Genomic DNA, 15,927 nt, shown 5'->3' with positions numbered 1-15,927 from the left:
TACAGGCACAAGGGGGTTTATTTTTGTACAGTGTAGTGGGTGTCCGCTTTAAGAAAGCGGGCAAAATATATTACTTCGATCCGCTGGATCTACCCGTAGAGAAGGAGCAATCCGTCATTGTGGAGACGGCCCGGGGGATTGAGTATGGTCAAGTTGTGATAGGAAAGAAGGAGGTAGGTGAAGCTGACGTTGTTCTTCCACTGAAGAAAGTCATTCGCATCGCCGGCGACTCGGATGCCCGTGTGGTTGAGGAGAACAAGCAGGCTGCGAAGGATGCATTCACCACCTGTTTAAATAAAATTCGGGACCACGGACTGAAAATGAAGCTGGTCGATGTAGAATTTACTTTCGACCGGAACAAAATCATTTTCTACTTCACGGCCGAAGGCCGCGTGGATTTCCGAGAGCTGGTGAAGGACCTGGCCAGCATCTTCCGGACCCGAATCGAGCTTCGTCAGATCGGAGTCCGGGACGAAGCCAAAATGCTGGGCGGCCTTGGACCTTGCGGTCGCGTACTGTGCTGTTCCTCATGGCTTGGTGATTTTGAGCCGGTATCCATTAAGATGGCGAAGGATCAGAGCTTATCGCTCAATCCGACCAAGATTTCCGGGCTATGCGGAAGATTGATGTGCTGCCTGAAATTTGAGCATGATAATTATGAAAGCGTGAAAGAGGAGCTTCCATCCGTTGGGAAGCTGGTCGTGACCTCGCTTGGAGAAGGCAAGGTTGTCGGTATCAATGCGGATAAGCGGACGGTGCATGTTCAGCTGTTTGAAATCGGGAAGGTCAAGGAACTGCCGATGGACGACGTGGTCATTAAATAGTCCAATAGAATGTTTATTTTCGGGGTGTAGACTTGGAGAAGAAAAACATTTTTGTGCTCATTCAAGAGTTGGAAACACAGATGGGACATATACACAGTGAACTGGGTGGACTCAAGCTGGTCATCAAGGAACTGCTGGAAGAGAACCATCGCCTCAGTCTTGAAAATGAACAGCTCCGGAAAATATTAAAAAGGGAAGTCAATCCGGCGGAATTGGAACACCCGGTAGCCTCGATGCCTCAGCCTCGTGCCGAGCAGGAGGATCAGGAGGAAGATGTGGTCGGGGAAGGATACGACAACCTGGCCCGTCTCTATCACGAAGGCTTTCACATCTGCAATGTGTACTATGGACATTTGCGTACGGAAGGGGATTGCCTGTTCTGCTTGTCATTTTTGAATAAATAAGAAGCCGTAGGGATATTGCCTACGGTTTTTTTCTAGCATTTGAAGGTTATACTGTAAGGGATCTTCAGGCTCCTTGCATTTGGTGAACACAGCGAAATAAAATTATGAGCACGAAGGGATCGGAGTCTCAATCCCGACACGTGCCCCTAACTATCAAGCCAAAGGGTTGAAACTATGAAATTGAAGGACGTACATTTACATCCATCCGAGCGGATTGATGATCTGCTGACGCATGAGCTCGGAATCATCCAAAGCGAGGAGGTGTTCAGCTTCTCTATGGATGCGGTGCTGCTCGCACGGTTTGCCAGCATCCCGCGGAGAGGGAAGATTCTTGATATGTGCACCGGGAATGGAGTGATTCCTATTCTCTTGTCCACACGGACAGGCGCACCGATCGAAGGGATCGAAATACAGCCGAGACTGGCCGATATGGCAAGACGAAGCGTCTATATGAATGATCTTGAGCACCAAATCACGATCCGGGAAGGCGACTTGAGAGAGCTATACAAGGAGACGGGATATGGCGCATACGACGTGATCACGGTGAATCCTCCATATATGCCGATGAACGGCAGCGACATCAAGCTGAATCCGCATCAAGCCATTGCCAGACATGAGATTCATTGTACGCTGGAGGAAGTGATTGCTTCCTGCTCCAGGCTGCTTCGTCAAGGCGGGAAAATGAGCATGGTGCACAAGCCGCTGCGACTGGCCGAGATTATAACGCTTATGAGTAAATACCGGATTGAGCCGAAGGTGATCCGTTTTGTCCACCCCCGTGCCCATCTGGAAGCCAATATGGTGCTGATCGAGGGCATACGGGACGGGAAGCCCGAGGTTCGCCTACGGCCGCCGCTCATCGTTTATGACGAGCAGGGGAAATACTGCGCCGAATTTATGGACATATATTATGGAACGAATGAGGATGATCAAGCATGAGGATATCATTGCAGCGAAGCTTTGAATCGCCAGGTGCAGGGAGCACCGGATCGTTATTTTTGGTTGCAACCCCGATCGGCAATTTGGAGGATATGACCTACCGGGCGGTACGCGTTCTTAAGGAATGCGATATCATTGCGGCGGAGGATACAAGACAGAGCAGGAAACTGCTTACGCATTTTGAAATTCCATCCAAGCCATTGTTTAGTTATCATGAGCATAATAAGGCGGCAAGCGGCCCTGAAATTATACGATATATAATAGAAGGAAAAAATGTAGCACTCGTGAGCGATGCCGGTCTGCCGGCGATTTCCGACCCTGGCGCCGACCTCGTGGCACTGGCGATTGAAGCCGGAATATCGGTCATTCCCGTTCCCGGAGCAAATGCCGCGTTATCGGCGTTAATCGCATCGGGCCTGCCAACCGAACGGTTTACGTTTATCGGATTTTTGCCCAGGGAACGCAAAGACATTGTGGCACAGTTAAACGCGCTGCAATCGGCCCAGGGAACGCTGATCTTCTATGAATCTCCGCATCGCATCAAGAAGACCTTAGAGCTAATGAAGGAGGTTCTGGGGGATCGAAAGATTACGCTGGCCCGGGAGCTCACCAAGCGCTATGAGGAATTTGCCCGTGGAACCGTGGAAGCATGCCTATCTTGGCTTGAGGAGCATCCGCCTCTTGGCGAGTACTGCGTTGTGGTGGAGGGCAGAAACCCCGAGGATGAGCGGATGGAGCTGAATGCCTGGTGGCAGGAGCTTTCCTTAGAGGAGCATGTCGGCAGATATGAGCAGGAGGGATTGAGCCGTAAGGAGGCCATGAAGAAAACAGCGGCAGACCGCGGCGTATCGAAGCGGGATATCTATAATGCGCTGCTGGGGGATTAATTATAGTAGCCTGCTGCGCAAGTGACGAAGAGGTGGTCCCCGCAGCCTGCCGAAGTCAACAACTGGCCCGGGGCACATTTAATCCGAACTAGGCCGTCTCTGACGAACAATATCATTTTCCTCATGATCGCGGTGAGGATTTACATAGCGTTATGCCGACCGCGGGAAATTGCGCATAAAAAAAGACCTTCCTGCGGCCGGGTTCATAGCCGAGGAAGGCACCAAGGAGATATGAAAAAGGTTAGAATTAACAAAATGTGATTGTGTACCTATTATATACTAATATCTTTAATTTGTCACAGGTGTAGGGATTTCCGAGATACATTCATGGCAAACGATTTTACCTTTGAAGTACGTAACGTTCTCAGCATTGCCGCAGAAGATGCACGCAGGCTCATACTTCTTCAGCATGATGCGTTCACCGTCCACATAAATTTCAAGAGCGTCCTTCTCGCCAATGCCGAGTGTACGGCGCAGTTCGATTGGAATAACGACCCGTCCAAGCTCATCGACTTTCCTTACAATTCCTGTTGATTTCATCATAACTTATTAATGCCCCTCTCGCCATAATTTAAAAAAGTCATAATTCGACATAGTTCTATTTTTTATGTTATTTATAGTACCAACGATTCCCAAAACAGTCAACCTATATTTTTGAGATTTCGGAACCTATTTACGAAAATATAGTGAAATAAACCGCTGTCCTACAACGAAGTTACCATTTTTGAACCAAAAAACGCTTCACTTTTCAATATGTCGATTTGGAAAGCGCCAAATTACCCAATTCGACATTGTTCGACATTAGATGTCAAAAGAAGTGAAAATAGTCCAAGTCCTAAATTTATGACTTAAGGAGTGATTTATGATGCGCCTGCCAATCTCAGAGGAAAAAGTGTTTAAAGATCCGGTTCATAATTATATTCATGTACAGGATGATATTATCTGGCGGTTAATCGACACGCCGGAATTTCAGCGGCTTCGCCGGGTCAGGCAACTGGGCACGTCCTATCTGACGTTTCATGGCGCAGAGCACAGCCGATTCTCCCATTCCTTGGGTGTCTATGAAATTACAAGAAGAATCATCTCGCAATTCGAGCGAAAAGGATACTCCGATTGGCCTGCGGAAGAGAGACAAGTGGCCCTATGTGCAGCGCTCTTGCATGATCTCGGGCACGGACCATTTTCCCATTCTATAGAAGAGGCGTTTCAGATGAACCACGAGGATTGGACATGCCGGATCTTGCTCGGCGATACGTGCGTGAACAAGGTGCTCCTGGAGCTGGGGGAAGACTTCCCGGAGCGGGTCGCTTCCGTCATCCGCAAGACGTATGACAAACCGATCGTGATGAATCTGGTGACGAGTCCGCTGGATGCGGACCGAATGGATTATTTGCTGCGCGATGCCTATTACACCGGCGTCAATTACGGGACGATCGACATCGACCGGATTCTGCGGATGCTGCGGCCGCACCGGGACCGGATCGTTGTGAAGGAATCGGGGATGCATGCCGTAGAGGATTATCTCATGTCCAGATATCAAATGTACTGGCAGGTGTATTTCCACCCGGTAACAAGAAGCTCGGAAATCATACTGCGCCAGATTTTCCGCCGGGCGAAGGAGCTCTATGAAGCAGGGTATGCGTTTCAGTTCATGATCGAACCGCTGCCGGCTCTGTTCGAAGGCCGCTTGACCGTTCAGCAGTATCTGCGGCTGGATGAGGCGCTCATTCAAACGGCGTTTCTGCAATGGACGGCCGAGCAAGACCAGCTCCTTAGCGAATTATGCGGCCGATTCATCCATCGGAAGCTCTATAAATATATAGAAATCGACACCGGCAACCCGGAGACAATCGACGCCATCCGCCAGGCGTTTCGGGAGGCGGGTCTTGATCCCGCATATGATGTGGAGATTGATTTTCCGACCGATCTTCCTTATGATAAGTTTCATTCGGGCATGCCGCTGAACGAGAAGCAAATTCTGCTGCTGGACCGGCATGACCAGCTTCGGGAAATTTCCGAGGTGTCCGATATCGTGCGCTCCATTAGCGGGATCCATAAGGGCCGGAATTATCTATATTACCCGGAGGAGAGGTTAGAGCCGCTGCTTGACCGGATGCCGGCCGAAGTTGCGGATTTATTTCGCAGGTAGGGATGAGTCCGTTATATTCGATGGACCATGGGCTTGGATCATGGATGGACCTGGTTCAAGGCCGGACGCACGAGGCATTGATAATGGACAACCATAGAACGGAATGATAAAGATTGTGCTGGATAAGATACGATCAAGGATCGACAAGAAAGGAGTGGGAGAGAACATGCTGTTCGACACACACACCCATCTGGATGCTCCCCAATTCGACGAGGACCGGGACGAGACGATTGCCCGGGCGCTTGAAGCCGGTGTTAGCCGGATGATCAATATCGGATTTAATCGCGAGACGATTCCGACCACGATGGAATTGGCGGAGACATATGATTTTATATATGCGGCGGTAGGCTGGCATCCCGTGGATGCGATCACGATGGAGGAGGGCGACCTGGAATGGATCGCTTCGCTCTGCAGTCATGAGAAAGTCGTTGCGATCGGAGAGATCGGCCTCGATTATCATTGGGATACGTCTCCGAAGGAGGTGCAGCACCGGGTGCTTCGCAGCCAAATCGGACTGGCCCGGGAGCTCCATATGCCGATTGTAATTCATAACCGTGATGCGCATGAGGATATCGTGAAGATTTTGAAGGAAGAGAAGGCTCATGAGGTTGGCGGCGTGATGCATTCGTTCTCGGGCAGCTGGGAAACGGCCAAGTTATGCCTGGATATGGGCTTTCATATTTCGTTCGGCGGGCCGATTACGTTCAAAAATGCCAAGCAGCCGAAGGAGGTTCTGGCCAAGGTTCCGCTCGATCGTCTGCTCATTGAAACGGACTCGCCTTACCTGACTCCACACCCCTTCCGAGGGAAGCGAAATGAGTCCGCTTATGTGAAATTGGTGGCCGAGACGGCAGCCGAAATTCGGGGCATGTCCTTCGATGAACTGGTCCAAATTACCACTAAAAATGCTCTGGAACGATTTGGTATTTCATGAAAACGGGAGCAAAAGCGATGAAATAGTGAGGAATTGCGATTAATTAAAGTTTTTTAACCTGAAAAGACGATTGTTTTACAATTTTTTAACCATTTACATCAAAAAATGTGCTTGATTGTTCCTTTACAACCTGCATGGAAACAGGATATCATCTTTTCAGTGATAAGAAGCTGCAAGTTTGCAAAGCTGAAACTTCAGCGATCATATTTCATGAACCGTCTCGCTTAATCTCCGAAGTTTGGGGAACGGGGGAACCGATACTGCCGTGCATGGTAAACTGTCGTGCACGAGCCGTATATGATTTCTTTATCGGGTCTTTGGGGTGAATGTGAAGGTCCTCGCCATGAGCGGGCGACCGAATCTAGGGCGTCTCTCTTACGTCCGAACCCGACAGCTAACTCCGTAAGCGAAGTAAGAGGGGAATTCTCGTGCATACCATTTCCATGATTTCAATCATCAGGAAGCCACGTTAGAGCCTCTAGTACTCTTTCACGCTGGCTTCTTTTATTTTTGAATATTGGAGAAGGTGTCGTCATACTGTTGGTAAACAGGAGGTGATTCCTAGTGGTGAACGGGAAGACGGGGATTGACGCAGGGCGTTAGATAGATAGCAGCACGCCTTGCGAGAATAACTGCTATAGTCACGTCAAAGGCATTCATGCGTTACCTAAGACGGCGGGACTATGAAGGAGGATGGAATAGTGGGCATTTTTCAACCTGAAGAAACCCATGAATCACAATCATCCAGCATGTCTTACGCATTGCGATGGAAGCATGAGAATTTGCGTCAATTGATGATGCTCGGCGCCATGGGGGCTGTTACGGTATCACTTCTCGTATCGCTGGTTATCCATGATCAATCGGGCAAGCAAGTTCAAATTGTGGTCGATGGCCGCGTAACCACGGTAGAAACCAGAGGATCGTTGCTTCAGGAATTGCTGGATGAGCAAGCGATCACGCTGAATCCGCAGGATCAGGTCTCGATGCCTTTAAACGGGACGATCCAGGATGGGGACCGGATTATCATTGACCGTGCAATCCCAGTTAAAGTAACAGTAGGGGGCACCACCAAAACCATATTCACGACCCAGGACACGGTCGATAGTGTACTCAAAGAAGCTGGCATTACGATCAAGGGTGAAGATATAGTAAAGCCGTCACAGGACACCAAGCTTACCAGTGATATGGACATTCAAATCGTTCGGGTTACGAAGCAGACCGTATCGGAGAAGGAGAATCGCGAGTTCCGCGTCATCAAGACTGCGGATCCGTCGCTGGAGCGCGGTGATAACCGTGTCATTCAGCGGGGCGAGCCGGGCGTTCTCGTCCATCACTACGAGAAGGTGTACCATAACGGCAAGCTCGTATCCAAGACGAAGGTCTCGCAAGAGGTCGAGCGTAAGACGAAGGACAAAATTATTGCCGTAGGAACGAAGAAGGTAGAGAAGCCTGTCGTGCTTCAAGCGGCAGCGACTCCGAATGTGAAGTCTGCCCCAGCGAAGCTTACGGGCACTAGAAAGGTGTCCACCGCCAAAGCGACGGAGAATAACGTCATCTCCAGAGCGGGTGTTGATTTCAAATACCAGAAAGTGCTGAATAATGTTTCAATGACCGCATATTCCGCTGAGCAGGCGGGAATCGGAACCCGCACGGCTTCCGGAACACGGGTAACCGAGGGCCGGACGATTGCAGTTGATCCGAGCATCATTCCGATCGGCTGGTGGGTGTACATCGAAGGCATTGGCTTCCGCCGTGCAGAGGATACCGGCGGAGCGATTAAGGGACATAAAATTGATGTGTATTACGATTCGCTGAAAGCGGCCATGAACTTTGGCCGGAAATCGGGGCGCACCGTTTATGTGATCGGTCCCGTAAAGCCTGATTTGAACTAATGAATCCCATTTTCTAATGACTTTGCCATTCTAATGCTAACGAATTTAGCTTATAATAGATCATAATGAAGAAGAGGAGAAACTCCTCTTCTTTTGTTTTGCGGCGTATTGGTCGCATTTTGGGGCCATCATGTAAAAAATACGCCGTATGGTTTCAGCCGATGCCGATTCAAGGAGAACGGTCGGACAGGCGGTATGTGTCCTTTTGGGAAGGAAGAGAGAACGTTATGATCCGAGAAGTAATTGTGGTTGAAGGCAGGGACGATACGGTAGCGATCAAGCGTGCGGTGGATGCCGACACGATCGAGACCGGCGGCTCTGCTATTAATAAGCATACGCTGCGCCGTATTGCCCTCGCGAAGGAGCGCAGGGGGGTTATTATCCTGACAGACCCCGATCATGCAGGGGAACGGATTCGCAAGATCATCGACCGTCATGTCCCCGGCTGCAAGCACGCCTTCATACCGGAGGCGGATGCGACGCGCAAGGGCGATATCGGAGTCGAGAACGCATCTCCGGAGGCTATACGGCATGCCCTGGATCGCGTCCACACCTCATTTGAGGGGGCGGAGAGTCAGATCAGCCTGGAGGACATGATCGATGCGGGGCTGACGGCTCATCCGGAGGCTGCAGCCCGGAGAATGTTCATGGGAAATGTCCTGGGTATCGGGTATTGCAACTCCAAGCAGTTCCATAAACGTATGGCGATGTTTCAAATATCGCGTGAAGAGTTTCTGGCGGCGCTTGCGCAGCTGGAAGAGGGAGGCCAAAGCTGATATGAACCGGATGGAAGATATATCGACACCTAGACGCACGAAGGAGATCATTGCCCGCCATGGCTTTTCCTTTAAGAAGAGCCTGGGACAGAATTTTCTGATCGACCAGAATATTTTGGGCAAGATTGTGGAGGCGGCCGGCCTTGATAAAGAGAAAGGTGCGCTTGAGATCGGTCCCGGCATCGGGGCGTTAACAGAGAAGCTGGCTCAGATGGCCGGAGCCGTTACCGCAGTAGAGATCGATCAGCGCCTGATTCCGATTCTTAAGGAAGTGCTGGAGCCTTACGATAACGTTAAAGTTCATCATGGAGATGTCCTTAAGGTGGATCTGCACGAGCTGTTCCGCCAGGATTTCGCGGAGGTGGGGAAGGTAAGCGTTGTCGCCAATCTGCCGTATTACGTGACGACCCCTATTCTGATGAAGCTGCTGGAAGAGAAGCTGCCGCTGGAGAATATTGTGGTCATGATTCAGAAAGAGGTCGCCGAGCGGATGGCCGCAGCGCCGGGAAGCAAGGATTACGGAAGCCTCAGCATTGCAGTTCAATATTACAGCGAGCCGAAGCTCGTCTGCATCGTTCCGCATACCGTGTTCATCCCGCAGCCCAATGTGGAATCGGCCGTCATTCGGCTCGCGGTAAGGGAGGAGCCTCCGGTTTCGGTTGAGGATGAGTCCTTTTTCTTCGAGGTGGTTCAAGCCTCATTCGCCCAGCGGCGAAAGACGATTGCCAACAACCTGAAGAGCCGGTTCTTCGCCGATGAAGGACGCGAGCGGCTGGAGCAGCTGCTGGAGGAAGCGGGGCTCGATCCGAAGCGCAGGGGAGAGACGCTGAGCATCGAGGAGTACGCACGGCTGAGCAATGTCCTGTATGAGGCGGGGATTCGTTAGAAACGGAACGAAGTGTGGTCTGGTCGTGGCTTTAGGATATTCAATCAGGTCAAGGCAAGCCGCCTGAGGGAAAATTGCCGCCATGACGAACCAATGGCTCCATTAGCCCATACCATAGGGTAGGGGTGATGTTGTGATGAACTTGGGAGACTTGGTCGTTCGTAAATCCTACGGCGGCGATGTAACGTTCCGGGTAGAAGGATTGCGGCATAATCTTATCGTCATCAAAGGCACGGAATTCCGGCTGCTGGCCGACGCTCCCGCCGATGACCTGATCCAGGTACCGCATCCCGCCGTAAGCGAGCGAACGAAGCAGGCACAGATTAAGGCGAATGAGACGCTGGAGAGCCTGCAGAAGCGCCGACAGGAAGAAAGTGAGCGGCAGCTGAAGAGCCTTAGGAATAACGGCGGCCCGCAGGCTGCTAAAGGATATTTCGACGTTCCGGGCAAGGTCCTGCATCTGGACGGGGATCCCCAGTATCTGAAGAAGAGCATGGCGCTTTATAACCAGCTTCGGGTCCCTGCGGAAGGCCATTATGTGAATGAATCGGCGATGGCCGATACGTTGTATCGGCTCCTTCCGCGGGTTCGACCCGATATCGTCGTGATTACAGGTCATGACGGGGTTCTTAAGCGAAGACAGCCGTATGATTTATACAGTCTGGACAGCTACAAAAATTCGCATAACTTCGTATCGGCGATCCAGGTGGCCCGGCAATATGAGCGGAACCTGGATACCTTGGTTATCGTGGCTGGAGCGTGCCAGTCGCATTTTGAAGCGCTGCTGCAGGCAGGAGCCAATTTTGCGAGCTCGCCGGGCAGAATTCTCATCCATGCCCTAGACCCGGTCTATGTGGCCGCCAAGACCGCCTATACGTCGGTTCGGGAAACGGTCAACCTCAACGATGTAATCCACCATACAATCAGCGGCAGTCAAGGCGTAGGCGGAATTGAGACCAGGGGCAGCTACAGGATCGGCCTGCCGAGCCTCCAGGATCTGTCGACATTGAAAGTAACGCCTTCCGTCAGCTAAGCGGTGCTTTGTTCGGCGAGGCATTCGAATGCGAAGACGCAAGGATGATGAAGAACCGAATATAGGCTGAGAAAACCCCGGGCACCGGGGTTTTCAGATTGTCGAGAAACCCTGTCCTTTTAAAGGATCAGGGTTTCTCTGTATTTCCAAAGTAACTAAGTTAAGAAAAATATGAGGGGGCTACCCCCGTTTTTCCAGGCGATCCAGGTGGATCGCCATCTTCTTCATGTTCTGCACGGCTGCCGTCATCAAGGCCTGTTCCCTGACGTTCTGCAAACCGCGCAAACGGCAATAGCGAAACCCATGGAGCTCTTTGGCATCCGCGAAGCTTCGCTCAATCGTTTCTTTTCGTTTTCGGTAGAGATATTTCCCGGATCGACTCAACCGGTTGCCTCGCACCCACTCTTTGCTGTCCTCCCAGACATGACGGGTTACCACCTTTCGGTGGTTGCGAGACCGTGTGCATTCGTTTAATAACGGGCAGTTCTTGCAATGCTGTGGATCCGAAGCGTACTGCCGGTATCCCTCGCGGTTGGTCGTCGTGTACGGTAATTCGTGCTTCGCTGGACAGACATAAACATTACGCTGTGCGTCATAAGTGAACTTCCATTTTGGGAATAAACCTTGGGTTGAGTGAAATCTTCGGTGAGCAATAACGGCAAAAATATTTCGGCTTTGCAGCCCTTTGCAAATGGGTGAAGTCAAATACCCGGAGTCCAGAGCAACGCCTTCGACTTTAAAACCAAATCGTTGTTGTTGACGATCCAAACGGGATAAATACGGTACAGAATCATGGACATTTCCAGCGGTGACATGTACATCCGTAATCATATTGTATTTCAGGTCCACAGTACGGTGATCTAAGTAGAAAAATCCTTCCGGTTTCCCATCACGGATCATATAACCGCTGTCGGGATCTGTCGTGCTCACTTTGACTTCCTTTTCCTCGATCACGTCCTCTCTAGGCTTTAGCGCTTTTTTCCATGTGCATTCCGGTCAGCCTCCACGGCAGCATTAAGTTCACTCACATAGTCACGGGTGTTTTGTAAAACCTGCTCCTTTGTGTATTTATGCTTGTTCGCACTCGCTTTGACGTGGGTTGAATCGGTAACTAAGACACGTCCGCCCACCATACGGTGCTGGATAGCTTGAAGCACAATCTCATCGAAGATCTCCTGAAAAATCTCGGTGTCTTTAAAGCGAGTGCGACGATTCCAGCTAATCGTAGAATGGTCAGGCACTTTGTCGGTTAGACCTAACCCCAAAAACCAGCGGTAAGCAAGATTGGTTTGAATCTCACGTTCGAGTTGGCGTTCGGAACGGATGCCATAAAAATAACCGAGGAAAATCATTTTAAATAACACGACAGGGTCGATAGCTGGCCGCCCATTATCAGCACAGTAAAGCGGACGAACCTTTTCGTCGATGAAAGAGAAATCGATATACTTGTCCACTTTACGGAGCAGATGATCTTGAGGAACCAATTCTTCAATCGAAACAAATTCGTAAGCCTGCTGTTTTTCTCGATTCGAACGCAACATATGTAACACCCTTCCGAACGGTTTATTTAATACCATTATACAACATTAACGCGGTGTCGTGTTGAATTAAATTCACAAGAAAATAGCTGTCGAGACTTTCTCGACAGCCTGAAAACCCCGGGCACCGGGGTTTTTTTACTTTGTTCTATACGGTGAAGAAAATTGTCAAATATCATACATAAAGCTTGTCGATTTAGCGCATATTAATGCAAATGGAAATGAGATTTGCCGGGCTAAAAAAAATACATTGACAACGTATTTTTGATGCTGATATAATTAATGTTTTTGATTTGACAAAATGCTGGAAGTTCGGTATAATGGACAAGGAAAGAGGTGGTCGTCGACAATGGCTAAAAATGCGCTGTTGGAAATCAAACGCAGTCTCGATGCCCATTTAGGGCAAAAAATTACGCTTCGGGCTAACGGTGGCCGCCGTAAGACCGTCGAGCGTACTGGTGTTTTGGAAGAAACGTACCCTTCTGTTTTCATTGTTAAGCTGGATCAAGACCAGCAGACCTTTAAACGCGTGTCTTACAGTTATGCCGATATTCTGACCGAAACCGTGGAAATCATGGTGACCGGCGATGACAACCAGATGCGAATCACCTATATCAAGTCATAACGACATGACGATATGTCACGAGAGAACAGCCTTCGTTAGCGGAGGCTGTTTTTGTTTTCCCTGGAGGGTTCCGGGTCATGCAGGGATCATGGGGCGTATATCTGCCTTATAGAGCAGGGGGGTCGAGACAGGCCCTTTTGCCTCCCGGCTTTCGCATAATCAGGAGAGGATGCCATCTACAGCCTGGAATGAGAGGAGATCCGGGTACGCATACTAACCGGGAGCGGATCTTCTGCAGCGAACAACTTCCGGTGCCTGGGCAGAGGGATGATGCGAGCTGATTCGATGATGTCCGGTGGACCGAGGCTTGCTCGCTGAGGATGCGCTCGTCACTGCCGTTATGATCACGAAATCATCCAAGGAGGCGTTTAGGATGGGCCGGAGAAGACGCAGTATCATGTCAGAGCAGCTCAAGACTGAATTGGCAAAAGAGCTTGGATTCTACGATACGGTGGAGAAGGAAGGCTGGGGCGGCATTCGCGCGAAGGACGCCGGCAATATGGTAAAACGCGCGATTGAGCTTGCGGAGCGGGCTGCCAAGAAATCCGATCTCTAATCTGTTCGTAAGTGAATGCGGCAAGCAGCCCTCCGGTGACGGAGGGCTCTCTGTTCAGATCGGAAGACGTAAAACCGGGTCCATGACTTCGAAGCCCGAGTTTGTTAAGATAGAGGCAATAGAAGTTTTTCTCTGGATATGGTAAGTTCATGCATAGGGAAAAGCTAAGGATAGGTGAACGTTCTTGAAAATATACGAAAAAGCACCGGCCAAAATCAACCTGATGCTGGATGTGCTCCATAAGCGCCCGGATGGGTTCCATGAGGTGGAAATGGTCATGACCATGATTGACCTTGCCGACCGGCTCGAAATGTCGGAGCAGAAGCGGGACACCATCATCATAACGTCCCAGGCGGGTTACATCCCTCTGGACGAGAAGAATTTGGCCTTTCAGGCAGCAAGACTCATTAAAGAGCGCTACGACGTGCGGAAAGGTGTACATATCCACCTCGACAAAAAAATTCCGGTAGCAGCGGGACTGGCAGGAGGCAGCAGCGATGCGGCGGCGACCTTGCGGGGACTAAACCGCCTCTGGGGGTTGAATATCCCGAAAGAGGAGCTGCTTAAGCTTGGAGCTGAGCTCGGCTCCGATGTGCCCTTCTGCGTGAGCGGCGGAACCGCCCTGGCTACCGGGCGAGGCGAGGTGCTGAAGCCGATCCCGAGTCCGCCTCAGTGCTGGGTAATCGTGGCGAAGCCGCCGATCAACGTATCGACGGCAGAGGTATACGGACGACTGCGCAGTGATCAAATCCAGGCGCACCCGTCGGCGGAGCGGATGATCGGGGCGCTCGAGCAGGGCAGCTTCCACCAGATGTGCAAAGAGCTCGGAAACGTGCTGGAGGAGGTTACCTTGAAGATGCATCCGGAGGTTCAGCAGCTGAAGGAAGGCATGCTGAAGCTGGGCGCGGATGGCGCGCTAATGTCCGGCAGCGGCCCGACGGTCTTCGGTCTGGTATCCAGGGAGTCTAAAGTCGCCCGCATTTATAACGGCCTTCGGGGATTCTGCAAAGAGGTTTATGCGGTCCGTCTGCTAACCGGAAATGCATAAAATGGACACGGCTTCGGGGAAGAATTTCAATCTGAGTTGTATAAATACGTACAAAGATGTTATATTTAACATATAATATTCGGATTTAGCGAGGAATCCCAGTGAAAAAATTAAAACGAAGCGAACGATTGGTCGATATGACCCAATATTTACTATCTAAACCGCATACGTTGATTCCCTTGACGACGTTCGCCGAGCGTTATAGTGCGGCCAAGTCGTCCATTAGCGAGGACTTGGCGATCATTAAGGACGTATTTGAGAACGAGGGGCTTGGAGAGCTCCAGACGCTCGCCGGCGCCGCAGGAGGCGTAAGATACATTCCGAAGCTGCGCAGAGACCACGCCCTCGCTTTTGCCGAGGAGCTGTGCAGGCAGCTGCAGCAGTCCGACCGGATTCTGCCGGGAGGCTATCTCTACATGTCCGATCTGCTCGGTCAGCCATCGCTTATGAACGAAGCGGGCAAAATTATTGCCACCGCGTTCTCCGACCGGGAGATCGACGTGGTGATGACCGTGGAAACGAAGGGCATTCCGCTCGCTTATGCGACCGCGGCACAGCTTAACCTGCCGGTCGTACTAGTCCGCCGGGACCATCAAGTAACGGAAGGATCGGCCGTAAGCATCAACTATGTTTCCGGCTCCCATAAAAGCATCCATACGATGTCGCTGTCCCGCCGGGCACTCAAGGAGCGCTCCCGCGTCCTTATCGTGGATGATTTCATGAAGGCCGGAGGCACCATTCAGGGAATGGTCGACTTGCTTGGCGAATTTAATGCCGAAGTCGCAGGTGTGGGCGTATTGGTGGAGTCAGGGGCAGTAGAGAACGAGGAGAGGCTTCTTCAGGACTATATATCGCTAGCCCGATTGAGCGACGTGGATGCCAAAACCAAAATGATTACCGTGAATCCTGGAAATTATTTCGAGAAATAACATTGCATTTTTTGTCGATATAATAGCGTTTCCATCCGAATGGGCACGAAGTCTGTCGAAAATATCACATTCTAAAAAAAATTCCTGATTTTAGGACATTTTATAGGACAAAAAAGAAGGATTTCGTGTTTGCTGTGTGGAATTATACTACCCAAGTCTCTGATGGAAAAAGGTGGTGAACACATATGCAAATTACGGATGTCAGACTCCGCCGTGTTAACTCTGAGGGGAGAATGAAGGCAATCGCATCCATTACCATCGATAATGAATTTGTCGTTCACGACATTCGCGTCATCGACGGAAACAATGGAATGTTTGTCGCAATGCCGAGCAAACGCACTCCGGACGGAGAATTCCGCGATATTGCCCATCCCATTTCTTCGGGTACCCGCGAGAAGATTCAATCGGCTGTCCTGGCCGAGTATGAGCGTGCGGCTACAGAAGAAGAAGTGATTGAAGAAGGCGCTTAAGATTTACAATTGGGGTTCAAGGAAAAGAGAGCCATAT

At 50.6% G+C, this 15,927-nt stretch carries 17 protein-coding genes and 1 riboswitch; of the genes, 15 read left to right on the top strand and 2 right to left on the bottom strand.

Annotated elements, in window-relative coordinates; genetic code table 11:
• The first annotated feature begins 23 nt into the window (after positions 1 to 23).
• The 4 genes from MKX76_RS22750 (at position 24) to rsmI (ending at position 3,054) form a co-directional block, all read left to right on the top strand.
• Positions 24 to 824 (top strand): PSP1 domain-containing protein, encoded by an 801-nt coding sequence (locus MKX76_RS22750; RefSeq protein WP_007132855.1) that lies wholly within the window; start codon positions 24 to 26, stop codon positions 822 to 824.
• A 32-nt stretch (positions 825 to 856) separates the two neighbouring features.
• The gene (gene yabA, locus MKX76_RS22745) at positions 857 to 1,228 is read left to right on the top strand and encodes a DNA replication initiation control protein YabA (RefSeq protein ID WP_040740328.1); all 372 of its coding nucleotides are present in this window, start codon (positions 857 to 859) and stop codon (positions 1,226 to 1,228) included.
• A 174-nt stretch (positions 1,229 to 1,402) separates the two neighbouring features.
• Positions 1,403 to 2,167, top strand: a complete 765-nt coding sequence (locus MKX76_RS22740) for a tRNA1(Val) (adenine(37)-N6)-methyltransferase (protein WP_007132857.1) — start codon at positions 1,403 to 1,405, stop codon at positions 2,165 to 2,167.
• Positions 2,164 to 3,054 carry a 16S rRNA (cytidine(1402)-2'-O)-methyltransferase gene (gene rsmI, locus MKX76_RS22735; RefSeq protein WP_007132858.1) on the top strand — a complete coding sequence of 297 codons (891 nt, stop codon included), beginning with the start codon at positions 2,164 to 2,166 and terminating at the stop codon, positions 3,052 to 3,054. The genes MKX76_RS22740 and rsmI overlap by 4 nt, the downstream gene beginning before the upstream one ends.
• Positions 3,055 to 3,342: 288 nt before the next feature.
• Here rsmI and MKX76_RS22730 read toward each other — a convergent pair whose 3' ends face one another.
• Positions 3,343 to 3,597, bottom strand: coding sequence for an AbrB/MazE/SpoVT family DNA-binding domain-containing protein (locus MKX76_RS22730; RefSeq protein ID WP_006207408.1), 255 nt, complete (start codon positions 3,595 to 3,597; stop codon positions 3,343 to 3,345).
• 322 nt (positions 3,598 to 3,919) lie between these two features.
• Between MKX76_RS22730 and MKX76_RS22725 the strand changes: the two genes are divergently transcribed.
• The 6 genes from MKX76_RS22725 (at position 3,920) to yabG (ending at position 10,724) form a co-directional block, all read left to right on the top strand.
• Positions 3,920 to 5,203: an HD domain-containing protein gene (locus MKX76_RS22725; RefSeq protein WP_341035071.1), complete on the top strand. Its 1,284-nt coding sequence runs from the start codon at positions 3,920 to 3,922 to the stop codon at positions 5,201 to 5,203.
• Positions 5,204 to 5,369: 166 nt separating this feature from the next.
• A complete protein-coding gene (locus MKX76_RS22720; protein WP_028406025.1) occupies positions 5,370 to 6,137 on the top strand; it encodes a TatD family hydrolase in 768 nt (255 codons plus the stop codon).
• A gap of 211 nt (positions 6,138 to 6,348) precedes the next feature.
• A riboswitch (cyclic di-AMP (ydaO/yuaA leader) is annotated at positions 6,349 to 6,562 on the top strand.
• A gap of 276 nt (positions 6,563 to 6,838) precedes the next feature.
• Positions 6,839 to 8,029 carry a ubiquitin-like domain-containing protein gene (locus tag MKX76_RS22715; RefSeq protein ID WP_144871837.1) on the top strand — a complete coding sequence of 397 codons (1,191 nt, stop codon included), beginning with the start codon at positions 6,839 to 6,841 and terminating at the stop codon, positions 8,027 to 8,029.
• 227 nt (positions 8,030 to 8,256) lie between these two features.
• On the top strand, positions 8,257 to 8,805 hold the full coding sequence (rnmV, locus tag MKX76_RS22710) for a ribonuclease M5 (RefSeq protein WP_028406023.1): 549 nt from the start codon (positions 8,257 to 8,259) through the stop codon (positions 8,803 to 8,805).
• Position 8,806: 1 nt separating this feature from the next.
• A complete protein-coding gene (gene rsmA, locus MKX76_RS22705; RefSeq protein ID WP_028406022.1) occupies positions 8,807 to 9,691 on the top strand; it encodes a 16S rRNA (adenine(1518)-N(6)/adenine(1519)-N(6))-dimethyltransferase RsmA in 885 nt (294 codons plus the stop codon).
• A 136-nt stretch (positions 9,692 to 9,827) separates the two neighbouring features.
• Positions 9,828 to 10,724: a sporulation peptidase YabG gene (yabG, locus tag MKX76_RS22700; RefSeq protein ID WP_251537916.1), complete on the top strand. Its 897-nt coding sequence runs from the start codon at positions 9,828 to 9,830 to the stop codon at positions 10,722 to 10,724.
• A gap of 180 nt (positions 10,725 to 10,904) precedes the next feature.
• On the opposite strand, the gene MKX76_RS22695 is transcribed toward yabG, so the two are convergent.
• Positions 10,905 to 12,265, bottom strand: a protein-coding gene (locus tag MKX76_RS22695) for an IS1182 family transposase (RefSeq protein ID WP_341033727.1) whose coding sequence is annotated in 2 segments (ribosomal slippage) — positions 10,905 to 11,698 and positions 11,698 to 12,265 — 1,362 coding nt in all. Because the reading frame shifts where the segments join, the coding sequence is not laid out codon by codon here.
• A gap of 346 nt (positions 12,266 to 12,611) precedes the next feature.
• Between MKX76_RS22695 and veg the strand changes: the two genes are divergently transcribed.
• From veg to spoVG, 5 genes are all read left to right on the top strand, one after another.
• On the top strand, positions 12,612 to 12,887 hold the full coding sequence (gene veg / locus MKX76_RS22690) for a biofilm formation stimulator Veg (RefSeq protein ID WP_007132865.1): 276 nt from the start codon (positions 12,612 to 12,614) through the stop codon (positions 12,885 to 12,887).
• A gap of 373 nt (positions 12,888 to 13,260) precedes the next feature.
• The gene (locus tag MKX76_RS22685; protein WP_028406020.1) at positions 13,261 to 13,443 is read left to right on the top strand and encodes a small, acid-soluble spore protein, alpha/beta type; all 183 of its coding nucleotides are present in this window, start codon (positions 13,261 to 13,263) and stop codon (positions 13,441 to 13,443) included.
• Between the two features lie 184 nt (positions 13,444 to 13,627).
• Positions 13,628 to 14,491, top strand: a complete 864-nt coding sequence (gene ispE / locus MKX76_RS22680; RefSeq protein WP_007132867.1) for a 4-(cytidine 5'-diphospho)-2-C-methyl-D-erythritol kinase — start codon at positions 13,628 to 13,630, stop codon at positions 14,489 to 14,491.
• 101 nt (positions 14,492 to 14,592) lie between these two features.
• The gene (gene purR / locus MKX76_RS22675; protein ID WP_341034650.1) at positions 14,593 to 15,420 is read left to right on the top strand and encodes a pur operon repressor; all 828 of its coding nucleotides are present in this window, start codon (positions 14,593 to 14,595) and stop codon (positions 15,418 to 15,420) included.
• 185 nt (positions 15,421 to 15,605) lie between these two features.
• Complete coding sequence (gene spoVG / locus MKX76_RS22670) at positions 15,606 to 15,890, top strand: septation regulator SpoVG (RefSeq protein ID WP_006207419.1); 285 nt, start codon at positions 15,606 to 15,608, stop codon at positions 15,888 to 15,890.
• Positions 15,891 to 15,927: the final 37 nt, after the last annotated feature.

It is taken from the genome of Paenibacillus sp. FSL R5-0810 (genome assembly GCF_038002285.1).
In the GTDB taxonomy this organism is placed as follows: domain Bacteria; phylum Bacillota; class Bacilli; order Paenibacillales; family Paenibacillaceae; genus Paenibacillus_AQ; species Paenibacillus_AQ lactis.
The sequence above is the reverse complement of the archived record's forward strand: the minus strand, read 5'-3'. Positions and strand labels throughout refer to the sequence as shown.